This is a genomic window from Solibaculum mannosilyticum (genome assembly GCF_015140235.1).
Classification (GTDB): Bacteria; Bacillota; Clostridia; order Oscillospirales; family Acutalibacteraceae; genus Solibaculum; species Solibaculum mannosilyticum.
On the sequence record NZ_AP023321.1, the window covers coordinates 450581 to 471921 of the forward strand.

At 52.8% G+C, this 21341-nt stretch carries 17 protein-coding genes, 1 pseudogene and 2 riboswitches; of the genes and pseudogenes, 8 read left to right on the plus strand and 10 right to left on the minus strand.

Annotated features, from left to right (window positions below; all coding sequences use genetic code 11):
• Window positions 1-79: 79 nt before the first annotated feature.
• Window positions 80-499, minus strand: coding sequence for a Fur family transcriptional regulator (locus C12CBH8_RS02085; protein WP_090265717.1), 420 nt, complete (start codon window positions 497-499; stop codon window positions 80-82).
• Window positions 500-682: 183 nt separating this feature from the next.
• Here C12CBH8_RS02085 and C12CBH8_RS02090 point away from each other — a divergent pair, with 183 nt between their 5' ends.
• From C12CBH8_RS02090 to C12CBH8_RS02105, 4 genes are all read left to right on the plus strand, one after another.
• Complete coding sequence (locus tag C12CBH8_RS02090; protein WP_246441640.1) at window positions 683-1630, plus strand: metal ABC transporter substrate-binding protein; 948 nt, start codon at window positions 683-685, stop codon at window positions 1628-1630.
• Complete coding sequence (locus tag C12CBH8_RS02095; protein WP_090265718.1) at window positions 1627-2370, plus strand: metal ABC transporter ATP-binding protein; 744 nt, start codon at window positions 1627-1629, stop codon at window positions 2368-2370. The genes C12CBH8_RS02090 and C12CBH8_RS02095 overlap by 4 nt, the downstream gene beginning before the upstream one ends.
• Window positions 2367-3215, plus strand: coding sequence for a metal ABC transporter permease (locus C12CBH8_RS02100; protein ID WP_090265720.1), 849 nt, complete (start codon window positions 2367-2369; stop codon window positions 3213-3215). The genes C12CBH8_RS02095 and C12CBH8_RS02100 overlap by 4 nt, the downstream gene beginning before the upstream one ends.
• A gap of 293 nt (window positions 3216-3508) precedes the next feature.
• The gene (locus C12CBH8_RS02105) at window positions 3509-6622 is read left to right on the plus strand and encodes a bacterial Ig-like domain-containing protein (protein ID WP_215533429.1); all 3114 of its coding nucleotides are present in this window, start codon (window positions 3509-3511) and stop codon (window positions 6620-6622) included.
• A 78-nt stretch (window positions 6623-6700) separates the two neighbouring features.
• On the opposite strand, the gene C12CBH8_RS02110 is transcribed toward C12CBH8_RS02105, so the two are convergent.
• The 6 genes from C12CBH8_RS02110 to thiC all read right to left on the minus strand — a co-directional run bounded on the left by C12CBH8_RS02110 (window position 6701) and on the right by thiC (window position 11565).
• Window positions 6701-7363, minus strand: coding sequence for an HAD family hydrolase (locus C12CBH8_RS02110; RefSeq protein ID WP_215533430.1), 663 nt, complete (start codon window positions 7361-7363; stop codon window positions 6701-6703).
• A complete protein-coding gene (gene thiE / locus C12CBH8_RS02115) occupies window positions 7353-7997 on the minus strand; it encodes a thiamine phosphate synthase (RefSeq protein WP_090265724.1) in 645 nt (214 codons plus the stop codon). The genes C12CBH8_RS02110 and thiE overlap by 11 nt, the downstream gene beginning before the upstream one ends.
• Complete coding sequence (gene thiM / locus C12CBH8_RS02120; RefSeq protein ID WP_090265725.1) at window positions 7984-8835, minus strand: hydroxyethylthiazole kinase; 852 nt, start codon at window positions 8833-8835, stop codon at window positions 7984-7986. The genes thiE and thiM overlap by 14 nt, the downstream gene beginning before the upstream one ends.
• Entirely contained in the window at window positions 8836-9630 is a 795-nt protein-coding gene (gene thiD, locus C12CBH8_RS02125) for a bifunctional hydroxymethylpyrimidine kinase/phosphomethylpyrimidine kinase (RefSeq protein ID WP_215533431.1), read from the minus strand.
• A 15-nt stretch (window positions 9631-9645) separates the two neighbouring features.
• Entirely contained in the window at window positions 9646-10185 is a 540-nt protein-coding gene (gene thiW, locus C12CBH8_RS02130) for an energy coupling factor transporter S component ThiW (protein WP_246441651.1), read from the minus strand.
• Between the two features lie 78 nt (window positions 10186-10263).
• Complete coding sequence (thiC, locus tag C12CBH8_RS02135; protein WP_215533432.1) at window positions 10264-11565, minus strand: phosphomethylpyrimidine synthase ThiC; 1302 nt, start codon at window positions 11563-11565, stop codon at window positions 10264-10266.
• Between the two features lie 124 nt (window positions 11566-11689).
• Window positions 11690-11800: riboswitch (TPP riboswitch) on the minus strand.
• 228 nt (window positions 11801-12028) lie between these two features.
• Between thiC and C12CBH8_RS02140 the strand changes: the two genes are divergently transcribed.
• Window positions 12029-12346, plus strand: a complete 318-nt coding sequence (locus C12CBH8_RS02140; RefSeq protein ID WP_090265730.1) for a magnetosome magnetite crystal formation protein family — start codon at window positions 12029-12031, stop codon at window positions 12344-12346.
• 94 nt (window positions 12347-12440) lie between these two features.
• Entirely contained in the window at window positions 12441-13049 is a 609-nt protein-coding gene (locus C12CBH8_RS02145; protein ID WP_090265731.1) for a hypothetical protein, read from the plus strand.
• 18 nt (window positions 13050-13067) lie between these two features.
• Here the strand turns inward: C12CBH8_RS02145 and C12CBH8_RS02150 are convergent, their stop codons facing one another.
• Together C12CBH8_RS02150 and C12CBH8_RS02155 are read right to left on the minus strand one after the other, a co-directional pair.
• Entirely contained in the window at window positions 13068-13598 is a 531-nt protein-coding gene (locus C12CBH8_RS02150) for a GNAT family N-acetyltransferase (RefSeq protein ID WP_090265733.1), read from the minus strand.
• A 206-nt stretch (window positions 13599-13804) separates the two neighbouring features.
• Window positions 13805-16879 (minus strand): LPXTG cell wall anchor domain-containing protein, encoded by a 3075-nt coding sequence (locus tag C12CBH8_RS02155; protein WP_215533433.1) that lies wholly within the window; start codon window positions 16877-16879, stop codon window positions 13805-13807.
• Window positions 16880-17204: 325 nt separating this feature from the next.
• Window positions 17205-17320: riboswitch (FMN riboswitch) on the plus strand.
• A 117-nt stretch (window positions 17321-17437) separates the two neighbouring features.
• On the opposite strand from C12CBH8_RS02155, the gene C12CBH8_RS02160 reads away from it, so the two are divergent.
• Complete coding sequence (locus C12CBH8_RS02160) at window positions 17438-18082, plus strand: ECF transporter S component (protein WP_215533434.1); 645 nt, start codon at window positions 17438-17440, stop codon at window positions 18080-18082.
• Between the two features lie 134 nt (window positions 18083-18216).
• Here the strand turns inward: C12CBH8_RS02160 and gap are convergent, their stop codons facing one another.
• Complete coding sequence (gap, locus tag C12CBH8_RS02165; protein WP_099323157.1) at window positions 18217-19236, minus strand: type I glyceraldehyde-3-phosphate dehydrogenase; 1020 nt, start codon at window positions 19234-19236, stop codon at window positions 18217-18219.
• A gap of 566 nt (window positions 19237-19802) precedes the next feature.
• On the opposite strand from gap, the pseudogene C12CBH8_RS11995 reads away from it, so the two are divergent.
• Window positions 19803-21188, plus strand: a pseudogene (locus C12CBH8_RS11995) (collagen-like domain-containing protein); the annotation flags it as partial.
• Window positions 21189-21341: the final 153 nt, after the last annotated feature.

Genomic DNA, 21341 nt, shown 5'->3' on the forward strand with positions numbered 1-21341 from the left:
AAAACACTCCCCGCAGCTCCTTTGGATACTATCCGGTGAGCTGCGGGGAGTGTTATTGTGAAAGACAATTGAGATGGGATCAGTCCTGCTTATTGGGACTCTGCTGTTCTTTTTTGGCGCGGCACTTAGAGCAGTATCCAAAAAGCTCCACGTGGTGGGAGGAGACTTGAAACCCGGTTTCCTCCAGCACCTTTTGTTCCAACCCGTGGAGAGGGCACTGGTGGAGGGGGATGAGCCGATTGCATCCCAGGCACACCAAATAGTGGCTGTGGGCGCCCTGGCCCAGCTCATAGCTGACCTGATTGTCGGACAGACGGTGACAAACCACCTCATGACGGTCGGCCATAGCCTCCAAATTGCGGTAGACGGTGGTGATGGCCATGGAGGGACAGGAGGCAAGAGCCAAAGCGTGAATTTCGCCGGCCGACATGGGACGTTCAGCATTCTTCAGGATGGAGAGGATAATTTTTTTTTGCTTGGTGTTGCGGGTGGATGCCATGGAACCTCACCTCTGGACATACATTTGTAGTATGGACACATTATACCGTCAACCGAGGAGTTTGTCCAGGCGTTGACAAGTCCTGGGGATGGTGGTACAATTATTGCAATTAACTTGCAATAAAAGCGCCGGCGGATGTCGTATTGGCCGGAAGCGATGGAAAACCAGAGGAGGGACGGCCCTTTGCGGATCAAACGATGCATTGCCGTGATGACAGCGGCTTTTTGGATATTGACGGCGCTGAGCGGATGCAGTGCAAAACCACAGCGGGAGGATACGGCATCGGTACAGGTGGTGGCCTCCTTTTATCCGGTGTATGTGGCGGCGGCCAATTTAGTGGATGGCGTGGATGGCGTCCAGCTGACCAATCTCACTAAGCCCACCACCGGCTGTCTGCACGACTATCAGCTGTCCCCCCAGGAGCTCATGAGCTTGGAGACGGCCGATTGCCTGCTCATCAACGGGGCTGGGATGGAATCCTTTCTGGATAAGGTGATGGACAACTACCCGGAGCTCAATATTGTGACAGCCAGCGACGGCATCGACATGATGGAGGGGGAAGGGCATGACCACGACCATGATCATGCGGAGGGAGAGGTACACGGTCCTTTGGAAGAGGAGACGGTCAATCCCCATGTGTGGGTCAGCATCTCCCGGTACATGCAGTATGTGGAGAATATCCGGGACGGCCTGATTGCCGCCGATCCCGCCCATACCCAGCAGTATCAGGACAACGCATCGGCCTATCTGGAGAAGATACAGCGGCTCAAGGATGAGATGCACGAGGCTTTGGATCACGTATCCCATCGGGATATCATCACCTTTCACGAGGCCTTTGATTATTTCGCCCAGGAATTTGACCTCCATGTGGTAGGGGTCATCCAGAGGGAACCCGGCACCGATCCCACGGCGCGGGAACTGGTCGATATCATTGAAACGGTCAAATCCACCGACTGTAAGGCCCTGTTTGCCGAACCTCAGTATTCGTCCGGGGTGGCCGATACCATCGCCCGGGAGACGGGAGCACAGATTTACATGCTGGATCCGGCGGTATCGGGGGACACCGACAAGGATGCCTATTTGCGGGCTATGGATCAAAATTTACAGGTGCTTTTGGAGGCGTTAGCGTGAAACACGAAAAAGGATTTTGCTGCACCACGGTGGAGCATCTGTGCGTCTCAGCCGGACGCACCACTATTTTGGAGGACGTCACCATTTCCCTCCACTGCGGACAGCTGACGGTGGTCATCGGCCCCAACGGCGCCGGAAAAACCACCCTGATCCAAGCTCTTTTGGGGGAGATGCGCCATACAGGGAGGCTCACCTTCTGTGATCCCCAAGGAAGGCAGGGACGGCTCAGCATCGGGTATGTGCCTCAAAGTTTACACATTGACCCCAACTCACCGGTGAGCGTGTTGGATTTCTGTGGAGCTATGCTGTCCAGTTCCCCAGTATTCCTCAAGGCTGGACGAAAGATGCGGCAGCGGGTGCGGGAGGAACTGAGTCAATTTGGAGCGTCCGACCTGATCGACCGGCGTCTGTGCGATTTGTCGGGCGGGGAGCTTCAACGAGTCCTGTTGGCAGTGGCCGTTACGCCTGCCCCTCAGCTGCTCATTTTGGACGAACCGGTATCGGGCATCGACCGCAATGGACTCCAAGTGTTTTACGAGCGCCTCACCTCCCTGAAAAGGGAAAGGGATATCGCTATCTTATTGGTATCCCACGATTTTCAAAGCGTAGCGCCCTATGCCGACCGTATGGTTCTGCTGGATCGGACGGTTCTATGTCAGGGGACGCCGCAGGAAGTCCTGGGGAGCAAAGAATTCCAGGACGCCTTTTCTCTTTACGTGCCGGGGAGGGACAACCAATGATGGACGTTATTTATCAAGTGATGGAGAGTATCCTGCCCTTCTCGTGGATCCAGTACGATTTTATGAAAAACGCCTTGCTGGCGGTGCTGCTCATCACCCCTCTCTTCGGCATGATCGGCACCATGGTGGTGGATCACAAACTGGCCTTTTTCTCGGATGCGTTGGGACATTCGGCCTTGACCGGTATCGCCATCGGCGTACTCTTAGGAGTGGCCGAACCCATGGTGGCCATGACCATCTTCGCCGTGATCTTCGCCATTTTGCTGGCCCAGATTAAACGCTCCAAGGTTTCCTCCAGCGATACCATTATCAGCGTCTTTTCCTCCACAGCCATCGCCTTGGGACTGGTGCTTTTGTCGGCAGGAGGAAAATTCAGCCAGTATTCCAATTATCTCATCGGCGATATCCTTACCATCCGTCCCCAGGAGCTTCTGATTTTAGTAGCTGTACTGGTGGCCGGTATTGTCTTCTGGCTCCTGTTCTTTAATAAACTGTTGATCCTCAGTGTCAACAGCGTCCTGGCCAAGAGCCGGGGGATTCGGGTACGTTTCGTGGAAACCGCCTTTATCACCCTTATCGCCATTCTGGTGACGGTATCCATCAAGTGGGTGGGCATCCTCATCATCAACTCCCTGTTGATTCTTCCCGCTGCTGCCAGCCGGAACATCTCCCACAATGTCAGGCAGTATAACGGTGTGGCAGTGCTGTTTTCCATGGTATCCGGCGTAGCGGGATTGATTATCTCCTATTATGCGGGCACCGCCGCAGGTCCTACCATTGTATTGGTGGGAGCGGCCATCTTTTTCCTGACATTCGCGTTTAAACAGAGTGTGCGCAAGTCCTAAATAATACAAAAATCGGCAAGATTCGGTCTCGGATGGGAAAAACTGTATAATATTCCCAAAAAATAAACGAGTTAGAATCTTGCTTTTTTCTATAAATAGGAAAACCACGCTCTGTACAGGGTAAGAAAAAGTGTGTTATACTATCAACGTATACCTGGAAAGATCTTCCCGGCAGGAGTTATTCGTTAAAATCCTATAGATTTAGTAGGGGAACCTTCTTTCTAAAATAGGACATTGCTAGATTCTGTAGACAACGAACAGATAGGGATACAAAATGATTGGGGGAGTTGAAAATGAAGAAAAAGCTAGTATCGCTTTCGGTAGCATTTGTGGTGCTGCTGAACATTGTGGTATCGGTTCCGTTTTTGTCGCTGATGGCGGCCCAGCCGGTGCTGGAATTGGGAGCAGGGGTATCGCAAGCAGGAGTAAAACCGGGACAGACTGTGGATATTACGGTGGATTTGGGAAACTACAGTGATGACAATGTCCCCGGGATTTCCGGACTGCAGCTCAATGTGCCGCTGCCCAAGGAAGGCGATGGCCTCCGGTATGTGGAGGGTTCGGCGAAAGTACTGCTCAATGCCGACGGCAACAAGAGCGTGAGCTACAATAGTGAGACACAGCAGCTTACGATGATCTATGTTTACAATGGACAGCTTCTTTCCAAAGAGGAGAAAAACATCCTGACTTTCCGGGTCGAGGTGACGGGACAGTACGATAAGGACACGGTTTTGGAATTGCCCATCCAGTCCATCGCCCAGGATCAGGAGAATCAGACCATAGAGTCCAGCGTGGATACGGTCAAGATACCGGTACTGGTGGAGAATCCCACCATTCAGCTCAACGGCGAACAAAATACCGGCCTATCCTATGACGGCCCTGTGACGGTTACCTTCGACAAAGGCACCGCTACCCTCAGCAAGGATGGGGAAGAGGGAGCTTCGTTGGAGAGCGGAGCCGTGGTGGATAAGCCCGGGGTGTACACCGTCACTGTCACCGACGCTGCCGGCAATCAGACAAAAGAGACCTTTACCATCGTGGCGGTCAGCTCCATTTCGCTTACCCCGCCCGCCAAAACCCAGTATATCCAGGGCGAAGAATTTGATCCCACCGGCGGCGTAGTAACCACCACCTATTCCGACGGTACCACCCAGGAGACTGACTTGACCACCGGTATGTGCAAGGTGAATATGGACCAGTTGGGCCCGCAAGTGGTGATCGTCAGCTACAATGGCAAACAGGCTTCCTTTGAGATCAACATCGAGGAGAAGGCCGTCGATTCTATTGAGATGGCTCAGATGCCGGATCAATTGGTTTACATCCAAAATGAAAGCCTGGACGTCACCGGCGGCAAATTGTTGGTGCATTATAACAACGACAAGTCGGAAGAAATTGATCTTGCAGCGGCCAAGTGTGAAGCCGATACCAGTGTAGTATCGGATAGCACTGTGGTAACCGTTACTTATGAAGGAAAAACGACTACCTTTACCATCCGTGTGGAGCGGGGAGATGTGGCCTCCATCCAGATGCAACAGCTTCCCACTAAGACGGAGTATTTCGCCGGGGAAAATTTGGATGTATCCGGCGGCAAGATTTTGGTGACCTACCAGGGCGGTTCTCAAGAAGAGATGGCTTTGGAAGCTTCCATGTGCACGGTGGATATGGATGCAGTGGGCCAGCAGAAGGTAATCGTGACCTACGGCAATCAGACCACTTCCTTTGACATTCAAGTAAAGGCCAATGCCGTCACCGCCATTAAGATGGAGAAGAATCCCCAGAAGACCATCTATCAGCTGGGTGAAGCATTTACCGCCCAGGGAGGAATGATCCAGGTCACCCGTCAAAACGGCGCGGTCTCTCATGTGGACTTGACCGACGCTATGTGCACTGTCCCGGATATGACCACAGCCGGTGAAAAACAGGTTGTGGTGACATATGAGGGAAGTCAGACCACCTTCAGCATCACAGTGGAGGAGAAAAAAGCACAGCGCATTTCCATGCAGAACAATCCCACCAAGACAACCTATGTGGAGGGCGAGGAGCTGAATGTCGCAGGAGGAACGGTCCGCGTGTGGTACAGCGACGGTTCCACACAGGACGTCTCCCTCACAAGCGAGATGTGCACAGGGTTTGACGGCAGCAAGATAGGAACTCAGACCATCACCGTCACCTATGAGGGGATGACCACCAGTTTTGATATCCTGGTAAACGCAAAAAGCGCGGTGGGATTGTCTCTCAAGAAAGCCCCTGATAAGACAGAGTATATTCAAAATGAAAGCCTCGACGTCACCGGCGGTAAACTGGTGGTTCATTTTGACAACGGCCAAAATCAGGAAATCGATCTGACGGAGGACATGTGCACCGATTATGATATGAGCAAACCCGGAAAGCAGACGGTAACCGTCCAATATATGGCTCAGTCCACCCAGTTTGATATTGTAGTCAAAGAGAGAACCGTGACCAGTATCTCTCTTGAGAAAGCGCCCGATAAGGTGGAGTATCTGGAGGGTCAGGCTTTGGATGTAACCGGCGCATTGGTCAAAGTCACCTATGACAATGGGGAAAGTGAAACCTTGGCAGTGGAATCGTCCATGGTCAGCGGTTACGATGCAGCGGCGATTGAAAAGCAAACGGTCACTGTCCAGATCGGGGATCAGTCGGCTTCCTTTGATGTGACGGTCCTGTCCAAAGCGCCCGTGGAGGAGCTTACGGCAGCCATCGATCAGATTGACTTGGAGAAGCTGACGGTATCCGATCGGGAGCTGGTGGAGAAGCTCTTGGAGCAGTACGATCAAATGGCCCCGGTACAGCAGGAAGCCGTCACCAATTACGAGCATCTGGAAGCTGCTTTAAAACGGATCGATGGGATGGAATACAGTCCCTATAGCCAAAGCTTCTTAGACGGTATGATTCTGATCGAGGGAGCCCCCGGTGCTGTGCCGGAAGGTGTTTCCATCCAGGTGGAGACAAAGGCTCTCTCTGAGCAGATGGCCGATGCCCTCAAAGCAAAGTACGGTCTTACCAGTACTGTTGCAGCGTCCTTTGGAGTGACGGTGGATAACCTTGGCGGCGGCAGCTTAGGGAAGCTCAAGGTTTCGGTCAAGCTCGATTCCAAATGGGGAGACAGCGAACAGTTGAAGGCAGTGCTTCTGGGCGAAGACGGCTCCATTCAGGAAGTAAAAGCCACTGTGACAGACGGCATTCTATCTTTTGAAGTCGATGGGTTAAGCGACTTTGCCCTTATAAAAGAGGCGGTACCGGTGCAGCCGGGTGATTCGTCTTCTTCGGGAACAACCCAGTCCCCGAATACAGGGGAAAGCCCATGGCTTTTGTACGTATGGGTGGGCATCCTGGTGGTGTCGGCCATCGTCATCGTTGTATTGGTGAAGAAGCGCAGCTCCATGTAAAAATCAATGGAACATAAAAGGCCTCAGCGGATTTTAGCAATCCGCTGAGGCTTTTCTTTCTAAATGAACGGAAAATTTTTATTCCTGGCTGAATCCGATAAAAGAATGGAGGGAAGGATGGGTAAAATCGGGAAGGAAAAGATCGGCTTCCTGTTTTAGATACGTCTGATCGCTGTGAGGATCCGATACCCCCACCAATGCCATATGAGCTGCACCGACGCCCTTGACTGCCTGAGGGATATCCTCAAATACAACGCATTTTTGAGGTTCTACTCCCAGCCTATGGGCGGCTTCCAAATAGACGTCGGGATATTCTTTGCCCCGGGCCACCTGATCGGTAAAGACAATTGCATCGATGAGCGGACGTAGGCTGTGGGCATCCAAGAAGACGTAGGCTGTTTCCGGGATGCAGGAGGTGGCAAGAGCTACAGGCATCCCCTGGGCCTTGAGACGTTTTAAAAAGTCCACAGCCCCGGGCTTGGGTTGGATTTTGTGGGCATAAGCGTCCATCGAGAGCTGCGTCCACTCATCCATAACCTGCTGTGGGGATTCGTCCAGATGAAACCGCTCCACTGCCAATTGGGCCGATTGTTGGGTCGTCAGATGGGCAATTTCCTCAGCGAGACCTGGCTGGGGACCAAATCCCCGTTCCAGCAGCCATTGATCCAGGAGCCCATCCCACAACCACATGGAATCGGCTAACGTACCGTCCAAGTCAAAGATAAATCCATCAAATTTCATCGGTTACCCCCGCTTTCCGGTAGGCTTCACCCAATTCCCGGGCGGCTGCTTCCGGATCGTGGGAACACATAATGGCCGAAACAACTGCCACGCCGTCGGCCAAGGATCCTCGCAAAACGTCCATGTTGGATGCCTTGATGCCACCGATGCCCACCAAGGGAAGGCCCGACTGCTGCCGGATTTGACGGATGGCAAGGGCATCCACAAGATGATCCACTTCCTTGGTGTCGGTGGGGAACAAAGCCCCCACCCCCAGATGATCGGCGCCGTCCTGAGCGGCGGCCATGGCCTCCTCCACGGTGGATACCGATACCCCAAGCAGCTTATCCGGCCCCAAGATGCGGCGGGCTACCGATGCAGGAAGATCCTCCTGGCCAATGTGGAGACCGTCGGCATCCACCGCCAGGGCGATATCCAACCGGTCGTTGATGATGAGGGGGACGTGATAAGCTTGGGTCACAGCTTTGACCGCCAAAGCCCGCTGATAAAATTCGCGGGAGGAGGCGGTCTTTTCCCGCAGCTGGACCAGAGTCACACCGCCGCGGATGGCTTTCTCCACCACTCCCGGCACCTTTTCGGGAGGGCATAGATCGGAGTCTGTAACCAAATAAAGAGTGAGGTCAGCGGGATTCATATACCTTCCCCCTTTCTAAGATATCTTCCCTCTGGATGGTGTAGATGTAGTCCAGGTGACGGATACGGAAGGTGCCGATGCCGCGCCCCTCGGCCTGGACGGCTTCCTGGGCCATCTCGCCGGCCAATCCCATGAGGATAAGACAGGCGGTAGCGGCGGTGAAGGCATCCCCAGCCCCGGCGCAGGCGCCTGTCAAGGCCGACGCCATGCATCCGGTGCCGGTGACGTCGCACAGCATAGGATGACCGTTTGCCACAAAGGCGGTGCGGTTGCCGTCAGAAATGATGTCCACAGCGGCGGTGGCGGATACCACTGTGCCGAGCTTTTTCGCCAGATCGGTCACCAAGGGTGACATTTGATGGGCGTTGTCCAACGTGACGGCATCGTCGATACCGGCGTCTACGCCCCTGGTGGAGGAGGTCATACCGGCCAAAGCCTTGATTTCCGACATATTGCCGCGGACAATATCAGGATGGATCTCGTCGATATACTGCCTGCAACAGTCATCCCGGAGTTTTGACGCCCCGCATCCAACAGGATCCAGGATCACCGGTACGCCCAAACGTTTGGCGGCGCGTCCGGCCTTGAGCATGGAGGGGAAGATGGTTTCACTCAGGATGCCTAAGTTGATGACCAGGGCACCGGCTGCCGCCACGATTTCCTCCACTTCCCGTTCATCCTCGGCCATGATGGGGGAACCTCCGGCAGCCAGGATGATGTTGGCACAGTCGTTGATGGTGACGCGGTTGGTCATGCAGTGCACCAGAGGGCGCACGCGGCGGACGTTTTCCAAAAGGTCCGCCGACTGTTCTAAAAGGATGGGATCGGCTAGTAGCATTTAACATTCGCCTCCGTAGTATTCATAGAAATGGTTGACTGGTCCATGGCCATGACCTAAGGGAATGGAGTGCTCAATGGCGGTTTGGATATACTGTTTGGCCAATTCTACCGCTTGCTCCACCGGATGTCCCAGAGCCAGATTGGAGGCGATGGCAGAGGAGAGGGTACAGCCGGTACCGTGTGTATTGGGGGTGTCGATGCGTTTGCCGGGGAAAGCGGTAAATTTCTGGCCGTCGAACAGCCAATCGGTGGGCTGGCCGTCGGAATGGCCGCCTTTGATGAGCACTTGTTTGGCGCCCAAGGCATAAATGCGCTGTGCAGCCTCTTTGATATCGTCCTCCGACCGGATGGACATGCCCGCCAGCTTCTCGGCCTCCGGGACGTTGGGTGTTACGATGGTGGCCAAAGGGAGCAGAAGCTCTTTAAGGGCCGACGCCGCTTCAGGACGCAGCAAATCATAACCGCTTTTGGACACCATCACAGGATCCACCACCACAAAGGGAGGCGTATATTGTCTCAGCTTGCCCGCGATGGCGCGGATGGAATCGGACACCGACACCATACCGATTTTAACGGCGTCCACCCGGATGTCGGTAAAAATAGCGTCGATCTGTGCTTCGATCATGGCGGGAGGGATGTCCAGCACATCGTTGACCGCCTGGGTATTCTGGGCGGTGATGGCCGTGATGACGCTCATGGCAAAACAGCGATGGGCCGACATGGTCTTGAGATCGGCTTGGACACCGGCTCCTCCGGAACAATCGGAACCGGCGATAGTCAATACATGTTTCATAAAAGGATCACCTCGTCAAGCGTTGGAAGAATCATGGGAGAGCCGTCCGATCACCCGCCGGACCGGAGGCAGCAAAATCAGCGCGATGGCGGCGCCTGCCGCCGAGCTGATCAGGAAAGACGGGATGTACAGCAAAATGCCTGCCTCGGTTCCCAGTACCAGGCGGGAGAGAAAACTCCCTGCTATGGCGCCTAGGATGCCTGTCCCAACCACTTCGCCGAGGGCGGCAGCCCATGTCTTTTTGGTCAGATGAAAGAGAAGTCCCGCCAAAAGGGCGCCCACCATACTGCCGGGGAAGGCCATAATGGTACCGGTGCCCAGCAGGACGCGGATGAGAGAGGCCGCAAAGGCCATCACAGTGCCCCAGACAGGGCCCAAAAGTACGCCGGCACACACATTGACCATGTGCTGGACCGGCGCGCATTTGGCCACATCAAAGGGGATGACCACCGTACTGGCGCCGACCACAGCGATGGCGGTGAGAAGTGCGGCGGTCGTGATGCGAAAGAGCGGTGTGGATTTTGCCAGAGTGGAATTGGTTTTAACAGAGCTCAAAGAAAACACTCCTTATGGGGACGTCTCAAACAGAGGAAAGGGGAAGGGGACGTGTCCCTTCCCCAAACGATCGTAGTTTTATTTTAACAGCGTGACGTCTTCACCGCTCATAATGCGGTTCATGTTGCGCATGGCGCACATATTGCCGCACATGGAGCAGGAATCGTGGAGGGCCGGGGATGAGGAAGCACGGTATTTTTTGGCCTTCTCCGGGTCGATGCACAGCTCGAACTGTTTGTCCCAATCCAGAGCCTGACGGGCGTCGCTCATCTGATCGTCCCAATCGGAAGCGCCCGGGATGCCTTTGGCGATATCGCCGGCATGAGCGGCGATGCGGGCGGCCATGATCCCCTCTTTCATGTCGTCCTCATCGGGCAGACGGAGATGTTCGGCAGGGGTGACGTAACAGAGGAAGTCGGCGCCGGTGGCGGCAGCGATGGCGCCACCAATGGCGCTGGTGATATGATCGTAACCAGGGGCGATGTCGGTGACCAGCGGGCCAAGGACGTAGAAGGGAGCATTGTGGCACAGACGTTTTTCCAGCATCATATTGGCGGAGATCTGATTGAGCGGCATGTGTCCGGGACCCTCCACCATGACTTGGACCTCTTTGTCCCAAGCCCTCTTGGTCAGCTCGCCCAGGGTGATGAGCTCCTCCAGCTGGGAGGGATCGGAGGCGTCGGCAATGCAGCCGGGACGGCAGGCGTCGCCCAGGCTGATGGTCACATCGTATTCCCCGAGAATATCCATGACTTTGTCGTAATATTCATAGAAAGGGTTTTCCTGACCGGTCAACTCCATCCAGGTGAAGAGCAGGGAACCGCCGCGGGATACGATCTTGGTCTTGCGGGGATTGTCCTTGAACCGCTGGGCGGTTTTGCGGTTGATGCCGGCGTGGATGGTCATAAAATCCACACCGTCCTTGGCATGGGTCTCCACCACGCGGAGGAAATCCTCGGCGGTGATGTCCCGAAGATCCTTCTCTAAGAACCCTACGGCATCGTAGATGGGCACAGTGCCCAGCATGGCCGGACAGGTTTCCACAATCCACTTGCGGAATTCCCGGGTTTTGCCGTAGGAGGAGAGGTCCATAATGGCATCAGCCTTGAGCGCCACAGCGGTATTGACCTTCTGCTGTTCCAGCTCATAGCTTTGACAATCCCGGCTGATGCCCAGATTGACGTTGATTTTGGTGGTGAGTCCTTCGCCCACACCGGTAGGAGAAATGGAGGTGTGCAGACGGTTGCACGGGATGGCGATGGTGCCTTTGGCCACGCGCTGGCGTACAATTTCCGGAGAGAGCCCTTCTTTTTTGGCGACGGCTTCCATGGCAGGGGTCACGATGCCCTGACGAGCGGCGGTAATTTGAGTGTTTGCCATAGGGTAAAACATCCTTTCTCTGGTCTCATGGATGGGGGATTCCGTCCTTTGCGCATTGCAACAAAAAACGCCCTACCGACTGGCAGAGCGAGCAAATCAAAACAGCCCTCTAAAGATTCCAAAAGAGCTTTTCCTTCGTTCTCCCTACGCCAGTATTATCTGGGTCAGGTGGGCGGGTCGAAGCGGTAACAGCTTCCTCTCAACCGGCTTTGCACCAGTTCCCCGGAATCGACTTCATTTTCTTCAGTATACCACCATTTTCCCTTCTGTTCAAGAGGCTTTGCTGGGAGAGAAAAGGAGTTGTTGAAAGATCTGGAGGATGAGAAAAGGCTGATGTGCTGCAATATCATCAAAAACAACAGAAAGTAAAGAAGAAAAAATCAAAGAATAGGAGAATCGTTGCAAATCGGACGGGGGTCTGGTATAATGTCAAACATAGAATTTGATAAAAAGGAATGATTTGATGAATAGCAATTCCAAACTCTTCAGTGTTTTATCCTACTTCGGCTTTTTATGGGTGATCGGCTTGGTAGCGGCGCCGCAGGATTCTTATGTCCGCTTCCATGTCAATCAAGGCCTTGTCCTTTTTCTCTTGGAGATCGTTATCAGTGCAGCCCGGTTTATTTTAGGTTTTATCCCGGTCATCCGTTGGTTTACAGGATTGCTCACAGGCCTGCTAGGTATCTTTACCCTCGTGCTGTTTATTATGGGCGTGGTCAATGCAGCTCAGGGCAAGATGAAGCCTTTGCCCATCATCGGCGGTATTACGATAGTTCACTGATTGTTTTGGAGAATCAACATGCAAAAACCTGGGCTTTCCGGTTGGAAAAGCCCAGGTTTTTTTGTATAATAGGGGAGAAGGGAGCGATGCTGTTTTGACGCCCAAAATTTTTATTTTAGTCCAGAACAATGGATTTGTCTATCAGAAGGAGGATGGCAAGGAATATAAGACCTTCCCTGTAGAGGAACCGGGCCGTGTGCCGAACACTCCTTTTTATTATTATCTGTTGGATACCGGCAAGACGATCCAAAAGCAGGTCACGAAGCTGCTCAAGAAGGAGTCCAATTCCATCTTCAAGCCCAACTTCTACGTCTGTTTGCCCGACGATGCCATTGAAACCGACCGCAATCTCCTGCTGGGATTTTTTTATGGATGCGGCGCGGGTATCATCCATTGGGGAGAACAGTGTCAATATATGGGAAGCAAGGGCGAGAGCTATCTGAGCTTATCCCGGTCGGATCGGGCTATCATCCTGCGGTATGTAAAGCAGGGAGAGATTCTGGCCACACGGTATTACGATAAAGCTTTTTCGGATGCCTCTTGCATGAAGCGGGATATGTTTGACCTTCATCCCGACTGCCAGACAGGGACATTGCCGGTTATGATCTACGATCCGGAGGATGCTCTGACCTCATTTTATTGTCTTGGACAGAAGGTAGAGCTTTCGCAGCTGATGGAGCGTTTTGAAAACGCGTGGAAGTAAGACAAAGACACCCAATCCTTATTGTGGATGGGTGTCTTTTTCTTTGGCAGCGCAGAATACAAGATGGGGCATATCCACGCCATAATAGTGCTTGACAAACTGGCCGCAGATGGACATCCCATTGCGCATGGCGACCTTCTGGGAGGGGAGATTGGTATCCCGGATGATGGAATAGACCCGGTCAGCGTTGAGTGTCTGGAAGGCGTACTGTTTACAGGCGACGGCGGCTTCGGTCGCATATCCCTTGTGCCAACAGTCCTTACGGAACAGATATCCCACTTCCAATACCCATTGTCCGTCCCAGCCCTGCATGGTGATACCGCATTGGCCAATCATATCCCCTGTGCTCTTTAGAAGGACGGCCCACAATCCAAAGCCGTCTTGACGGTACCGGTGGATTTGCTGATCCAGCCACCGTTGGACCTCCTCATCGGAAAAGGCGTGTTCATAGGCCGTCATGACTTCGGGATCCTGTAGGATAGCGCACAGGGCAGGATAATCATCCTGCGTCATTTCCCGAAGCGCAAGGCGTTCGGTCTCTAAGATCATAAAAAACTTCCTCCTTTTGGAAGATGGATCAAAAAAGCTTTCTTACTATAACACATCCTTCCGCCAAAGCCAATCAGTATTTTGAGAGAAAAACGTGTGGGGCCTCGATCCACTCAAGCGGACAAGGCCCCACACGTTTTTATTTGTGTCAAAGAAAAGAATCTCGATGGGATGTTACAGAGGCAATCCCTTATGTATGGACGTTCTTATTGAGATTTTTTCTTTTTCAGGATAGCCAGTGTCAAACCGGAAGCGGCCAACAATCCCGCCATTCCAGCTACCGGGGAGGACTCGCCTGTGGAGGGATTGGAAGTGCTTCCACCCTGTGTACTACCCTGAGAAGAATCATCGCCGGTATTTTGACCCGGTGTCTGAGAACCTTCGTTTTCACCCGGCTGTTCGGGATCTTGATCGTCGGGCTCCTGGGAGGGCTCCTGTTTTTTCTCCAGTTGCTTCTGGGCGGCCTCAAGATCGCTCACAGCTTGATCCACCTGATCCTGTGTGGCGTCGTTGTCGTCCAAAACGGCTTGAGCATCGGCAATGGCTTCTTGCAGAACCGTCCAGGATTCAGCGGTATAATCGGCTTCATTGAGCTCTTTGAGCTGGGAGAGGAGATCCTTTAAAACTGATTTGTCCGACTTCAAGGTGACGACGGCCGAACCAACGGGGTCTCCATCGCCGCCCTTGAGCACGGGATTCTTGGTGGTCACGATAACCGATTCCCCTACGGCATCGCCGCCTTTGTCCTGGCCGACGATCAGCTTGATGGAATCACCGCCTGTGCTCTCCAGTTCGGCTACGGTGATCTTACCGGTGCCGTCGATGGCATTTCCGCCAGGGCCGTCTACACCGACGCCGCCTTTCGCGATGAGCTTACCTTCGCCGGAGATGACGCCGTTGTTCAAATAGACGCCGATGCCGCCGTTCCAGCCGGGACCGTACAGCTCATCGCCGCCGCCGATGGCCGTCAGAACGCTTCCTTCCGGAATGACCAATTGACCGTTTACCTGTAAAGCAGTTTGGCCGGGTTCGTCTCCATGGCCGCATTCCGCTTCAATGGTATTGATGCCCTGTGCTGTGACGGTGCCATTTACAATGACAACCGTATCCACCACTTCTTTGCCCGAACCGTCGGTCAGGAAGCGGCCGTTGGAGACGATGTCGGCGTCCTTGAGAACACTTCCGTCGTTCAGGATCAGCTGATCCACCAGGCCGGCGGAATGATCCATGGAGAAGGTGCCGCCGTTTACCTCAATGGTTCCGTAAGCCACCGAGTCGCGCAGGGTAAGGGAGCCGCCCTTTTCCACAATGATTTTGACGCTGCTGTAGACCTTGATGTTTTCCAGCGTGACATCACAGCCATCCGGAATGACCAATGTGTCAGTGCCGATCGACTTGTTGTTGCCTATGATGCCGTAGAGACCGGATTCATGGGAGCCATAGATGGTCTTCAGATAGGTGGGGACCACTGCATTATCGCTGTTCCAGATCTCGTAGGGCTCCATATCCCATGTGGACTGAGAACCGTCTAAGGTTTCAAACTGACCCTTCAAGGTTTCGTCGCCGGTGTAGATGCGGAGCTCCACTTGATTGCTGGTCACGACCTGTCCCTTGTCCTTCAAGGTGACCGAGACATAATAGGTTCCGGCTTTTTCCGGAGTGCCGGAGACCGAAATCTGATCAAAGAGCCAGCTTGCAGTCATACCGCTTCCTTCGGGAGAGAGGCTGACCTCCAATTCAGCATCGGAATTGCCCTGCATGTAGTCGTAGTAGTTGACCTTTTCTCCGTCCCCCTCTGCGACGTAGACATCCAGATAATCCGAGTAACCGCTCTGTCCGGCTGTCACGCAGTCCAGCTGACCCTCTACGCTGACGGTCAAGGGCTGGTTGACAGACACCTGGACGGTGTCGGAGACATCGGTATCCCCTTGAGCTTTTGCCGTCAGGGTGACGTCGACCGTGCCGGCCTTGGTAGGCGTGCCGGACAAAACGATCTTACCCTCTTTTACTTCGGCTCGAATTCCCATATCGGACGGCGAGACCTCCACCGTCACATCGGCCTGGTCCTTGTTGGAGCCGCTGACCTCGTAGGAGATTTCCCCGGCGTACTGGGTTCCGACAACCGCATCCTGAACGTCGGACTTGTGGATGACCACGCCCAACGGGATATGAGCTTCAGAAGGTGTTCCCAGATTTTCCGGTTCCTTGGTGCCGTTGATGTACTCTGCGGCGCCGTTGTTTTCGATTTTGCCGTTTTTGAAGGTACAATTGTCAAACACAGCGGTTCCGTTGTTGACGATGGTATCGGAAAAACTGCAATTCACGAATTGAACCGTAGCGCCTTCCGGAATGGTGAAAGCCTTCTCCTTCATTCTGAAATCGATGCTTCTGACGGTGGTATTGCTTCCCGCCTCAAACGAGAAGGTTTCGTCATTGAGGTTATTGCCAAGGGTTCTCACCTTTTCGCCTTCGTCGTAGAAGATGTTGCCGATCTGCCATCCCATGAGAGTTTTCACCTGGGAGGGAAGGACAGTATTGCCGACGCTGGACATGTTGTAGGCGATTTTTACAACGTTGTTGGAGCCGAGGCTGGAGGCCAAGATTTCGTCCAAGTCGTACGGATTGCTGTCGTCAATGATGAGCTCGCCGCCGATCGGCTGCTGAGGTTCGACGGTATTCTCCGGTTCGGAAGTGGTTCCGGTATAAGAGGCGTTGCCGTGGTTCTCGATCTGGCCGTTGCCAAAGGTGCAGTTGTGAAAGGTAGCGTTGCCGTAGTTTACAATGGTGCTGTTAAAGCTGCAATTTTCAAAATTGACGGTGACGCCGGCGGGAATGGTGATGCTCTTTTCCGGCATTTTGAAGCGGATGCTTTTCACAGTGACATTGCTGCCCTCTTCAAAGGTGAAGGCAGCGCCTTGGATGTTGTTGCCCAGCTGTCGTTCGGTTTCGTATTCTTCGGGCTCAAAGAAATTGCCGGTTTTCCAACCGGTCAACAGAGTCACTTGTTTGGGAAGAACCGTCTGGCCGACGCCGGTCAGATCGACGCCGATTTTAATAGTCGGACTATCTCCCAGACCGCTCTTGATGAGGCTGTCCAAATTGAAGGAGTTGTCATCGATCACCAGCTCATTGCTTGCACGATTCACGCTTTGGCTATCCAATGCCGAGGCCGAGTTAGGACATGTTTCACTGCCTGCTGCGCTGACGGTGGAGACAGGAGTTGTCCCAGCTACCAGAAGGACAGCGCACATAGCGCTTACGAATGTTTTCCAGTTCTTCATATTTTTCCTCCTATCCTGGTTAGTTAATACTAACTGATCTGCTAAATTACGGTATCACACTTTTTCTAGGCTGTCAACGTTGGTAAATTATTCCGGGGGAAAATCTAAAAAACAGAAAATTTTCTATATCATCAGTGTAAATAAAATATGGAATTTAACCCATATTTGCAAAAGGATATCAGAACTTTTCAGTAGAGCCCATATGGAAAAATTACTCATCCAGGAACAACAAAGTTTTCCTTTTTCAGATTAAGACAGGTCTTGTGAAACTGTTCATTGACAGTTCCAAATGCAAAAGATATAATAACGGAAGACAAATGAATAGAAGTGTCTTCGGGGCAGGGTGAAATTCCCGATTGGCGGTAAAGTCCGCGAGCGTTAAACGCATGATTTGGTGTAATTCCAAAACCAACAGTATAGTCTGGATGAAAGAAGATAGGATTAGCTTTCCACAGTTTGTAGCAAAGCTATATTTTTCTGTGGTCTAATTGTTATTTAACACCTGAAGGGCATTTTCTTTCAGGTGTTAATTTTTTAGGCTATGGAGGAAAAACAAACATGAACAGCAGAACAAAGAAAATCACAACTACGGCTATACTATGCGCCATTACTTATGTTGTAATGGCTGTCGGAAGAGTTCCCGTCGTCTTATTTTTGAAGTATGACCCGTCAGATATTATCGTCACATTAGGTGGCCTGATCTGGGGACCGATGACTTCTTGTATTGTAGCAATTGTTGTAGCCATGATCGAAATGATAACCGTCAGTGACACAGGGATTTTAGGATGTATCATGAACATAGTCCAATCTCTTTCATTTGCTTGTACGGTGGCTGTTATCTATAAGAAGAAGCGGACCTTATCCGGTGCAGTTATTGGGTTGGTCAGCGGGTGTATCATATCAACAGCTGTTATGATGTTGTGGAATTACTTAATTACACCGCTCTATATGGGATATCCGAGAGAAGCGGTCGTAGAATTATTGCTTCCAGCCTTTTTGCCATTTAATTTATTAAAAGGTGGACTAAATGCAGCCTTCACATATTTATTGTATCGGCCTGTAACTGCCGCATTGAGAAAAAGCGGTTATATTTCCACAGCGGAAAGAGAACAGCGCACAAGGCATACAGGCCTCTTTTTATTGGCAATTATGATTGCTATTACTTGCATTCTATTTATTTTAGCTATGAATGGAATGATATAACTTGAAACAGCTGAAAAGCATAAAAAATACCTCTTTCTGGCCGTACAAAGGCGGACAGAAAGAGGTATCATTTTGTGTTTTGTTCTCAGCAGTACTATTCACTGCCGCAGAGCCACTCAACCAAAGGGACAGACTTATTTGTTGTCGACTTCGTACATATGAGCGATCAGGTTGAGAACCTTGTTGGAATAACCCCACTCATTGTCGTACCAAGAAACCAACTTCACGAAGTTGGGGTTGAGCATGATGCCGGCCTTGGCATCGAACACGGAGGTGTGATCCTCGCCCAGGAAGTCGGAGGAAACAACGTCCTCGTCGCAGTAGCCCAGGACACCAGCCATAGTGGTCTCGCTGGCCTTCTTAACAGCGGCGCAGATCTCTTCGTAAGTGGTGGATTTCTCGAGGCGGACGGTCAGGTCAACAACCGAGACATCCAGGGTGGGAACGCGGAAAGCCATACCAGTCAGCTTGCCCTTGACTTCCGGGATAACCAGGGCGCAGGCCTTAGCAGCACCGGTGGAAGAGGGGATGATGTTGCCGGCGGCAGCACGGCCACCACGCCAGTCTTTCTTGGAAGGACCGTCAACGGTCTTCTGGGTAGCGGTGGTGGAGTGAACGGTGGTCATCAGACCCTCAACGATGCCGAATTCATCGTTGATAACCTTGGCCAGAGGAGCCAAGCAGTTGGTGGTGCAGGAAGCGTTGGAAACGACCAACATATCCTTGGTGTATTTATCAAGGTTAACGCCGCAAACGAAGGTGGGAGTCTCTTTATCCTTGGCAGGAGCGGAGATAACGACCTTCTTAGCGCCGCCCTTCAGATGAGCGCTGGCCTTCTCAGTGGTGGTGAAGACACCGGTGGACTCGACGACGTATTCAGCGCCAGCCTCGCCCCATTTGATGTTTTCAGGATTCATCTCAGCGAAGACAGTGATGGCCTTGCCGTTGACGACCAGTTTGCCGTCCTTGATTTCGACAGTGCCCTTAAAACGGCCATGCATGGAGTCATACTTGACCATGTAAACCATGTAGTCCAGATCGATAAAAGGATCGTTGATGGCCACGACGTCAAACTTTTCAGGCTGAGCCACGGCAGCGCGGAATACCAGGCGGCCGATACGGCCAAAACCGTTGATACCAACTTTAATGCCCATGTTGATTACCTCCAATAATTTGTTGATACTATTATTTTATCTCAAAAAGCCAAAAAAGACAAGCTGTTTGTACTACTTTTAACTTAATCTTTGCAATTTGTCTTTGTGCACAAATTCATTTTCCCGCCTGCGGGAAAAGATGGGGCAAAAGGGGAAGAGAAAGCCGTCCAGAAGCGGAAAAGGCAAAAACATTTTAAGAGATAAGGCCATAGAATGAAAAAGAAAACAGGAGTCTTTTTGAAAGGAGGAGGGGAACAAAAGGGGATGTTTTTTAAAATTTTCATCAGCGGATAAGCACCCATTCTTACCGCGCATCATACAATGCTATAGGATATGACACAACGGAACACGTATCCCAACTACAACTGGAGGCTGTTCGAAACATGAATCAATACAATTGCGCAGATTACAATAGGGACTTTTCCAATGCTTTTCGGACGTTTCAAAACGCTTCCTTCCAGCGCCAAGGGTGTTCTTGCCCGCCTTCCTGCCCCCCGCCGTCCTGTCCGCCGCCTTGTCCACCGCCACCCTGTACTCCGGAGTGCTGCTGCCCGGTAACGGGAATGACCGGGCCGATGGGTCCCCAGGGTCCAAGGGGTGCCACCGGTGCCACAGGAGCGACCGGCGCCATGGGTCCCCAGGGATTAAGGGGATTCCCGGGCCCGACTGGTCCAATGGGACCCCAAGGGCCAATCGGGCCACAAGGTGAACCAGGTCCGGCCGGCCCAATGGGACCTCAAGGACCCATTGGTGCGTCAGGTATTACGGGCGTGACTGGTGAGACCGGTGCCACCGGTGCTACAGGTGCAACCGGTCCCCAGGGCCCAATCGGCCCTACTGGAGCAACCGGCCCCACTGGTACGACAGGTCCGCAAGGATTTGTCGGTCCTACCGGTGCCACAGGATCTACTGGTGCAACCGGTTTGCAAGGACCTGCAGGTCCTGTCGGTCCCACCGGAGCTACCGGCCCAACTGGTTTTCAAGGTATCGCAGGTCCAACCGGCCCAACCGGCCCGACTGGTGTCACCGGCCCGCAGGGTCCGATTGGACTGACTGGTCCTACCGGCCCGACAGGTGCTACTGGTGCACAGGGTCCTGTCGGCGCCACAGGTGCTACCGGTGCAACTGGCATACAAGGACTTCAGGGCTTGATTGGTCCAACCGGTCTGCAGGGCCCCATTGGCCCCACCGGCGTAACTGGAGCAACCGGTGCAACGGGTCCCACTGGTACTGGAGCCACCGGTCCAACCGGCCCGACCGGTATCACCGGACCCACTGGTCCGACGGGAGCTACAGGAGCCACCGGAGCGACAGGAACAGGAGCAACTGGCCCGACCGGCCCCACCGGTCCCACCGGCCCCACTGGTCCGACGGGAGCTACAGGAGCGACCGGCCCCGCAGGTGCAGCAGGCGCAATAGGCGCCACCGGTGTGACCGGAGCGACAGGTGCTACCGGTGCCACTGGACCTGTTGTTACCAATGAGGGATTTTCAGCGTCCTTGCCAGCTCAATCGCTTACCACGAGCAGTCAGCTGACGGGTTGGAACGCAGCAGCTCCGTATCACAATACCGGGAGTTTCAATGCGACGACTGGTCAGTACACTGTTCCCGTAACAGGGGTATACTCCATTCAGGCAACCGTCAATTATACGACAACGGCGTCAGTCAGTGTATCGTTGGGGAATAATGTAAATCCTGCTTTTGTTGTCAGAAGGACCGCTCCGACAACAACGGATCTGGTGTCGGGGTTATTCCCGATTTTGAACGTCAGCGTTACGTTGTTGACATTAAGAGCAGTACTCGGCAATGGTACCGTCACTTTGGCGGGAAAAGTCGCACTGAATGCCGGTGATGTACTTGGCTTGTTCTATGAATCGCAAGGATTGACCATAGGCCTCAATTTAGGCGGAAATGCCGGCAATATTGTCTGGTCCGTAAATCGACTTAGTTAGTTTCAATTTTTCAAAAAAATAAGATGAAGCTGGGCGCCTCACACTTTGAAAAAGTGCTGAGGCGCTGCTTTTATGGGGATCCGTTGCTGTGTCAATAAGACAAAAAGAGGAGCCTTTAGCAAAGAATAATTTATATAAAAACTCCGCAAGAAA

Excerpts from the sequence above, each read along its gene's own strand:
- C12CBH8_RS02105 (WP_215533429.1), top strand. The coding sequence starts at position 3,509 with ATGAAGAAAAAGCTAGTATCGCTTTCGGTAGCATTTGTGGTGCTGCTG.
- C12CBH8_RS02150 (WP_090265733.1), bottom strand. The coding sequence starts at position 13,598 with ATGATCTTAGAGACCGAACGCCTTGCGCTTCGGGAAATGACGCAGGAT.
- C12CBH8_RS02110 (WP_215533430.1), bottom strand. The coding sequence starts at position 7,363 with ATGAAATTTGATGGATTTATCTTTGACTTGGACGGTACGTTAGCCGAT.
- C12CBH8_RS02085 (WP_090265717.1), bottom strand. The coding sequence starts at position 499 with ATGGCATCCACCCGCAACACCAAGCAAAAAAAAATTATCCTCTCCATC.
- C12CBH8_RS02100 (WP_090265720.1), top strand. The coding sequence starts at position 2,367 with ATGATGGACGTTATTTATCAAGTGATGGAGAGTATCCTGCCCTTCTCG.
- C12CBH8_RS02160 (WP_215533434.1), top strand. The coding sequence starts at position 17,438 with ATGAACAGCAGAACAAAGAAAATCACAACTACGGCTATACTATGCGCC.
- C12CBH8_RS02155 (WP_215533433.1), bottom strand. The coding sequence starts at position 16,879 with ATGAAGAACTGGAAAACATTCGTAAGCGCTATGTGCGCTGTCCTTCTG.
- thiM (WP_090265725.1), bottom strand. The coding sequence starts at position 8,835 with ATGCTACTAGCCGATCCCATCCTTTTAGAACAGTCGGCGGACCTTTTG.
- thiE (WP_090265724.1), bottom strand. The coding sequence starts at position 7,997 with ATGAATCCCGCTGACCTCACTCTTTATTTGGTTACAGACTCCGATCTA.
- thiD (WP_215533431.1), bottom strand. The coding sequence starts at position 9,630 with ATGAAACATGTATTGACTATCGCCGGTTCCGATTGTTCCGGAGGAGCC.
- thiC (WP_215533432.1), bottom strand. The coding sequence starts at position 11,565 with ATGGCAAACACTCAAATTACCGCCGCTCGTCAGGGCATCGTGACCCCT.
- C12CBH8_RS02140 (WP_090265730.1), top strand. The coding sequence starts at position 12,029 with ATGAATAGCAATTCCAAACTCTTCAGTGTTTTATCCTACTTCGGCTTT.
- gap (WP_099323157.1), bottom strand. The coding sequence starts at position 19,236 with ATGGGCATTAAAGTTGGTATCAACGGTTTTGGCCGTATCGGCCGCCTG.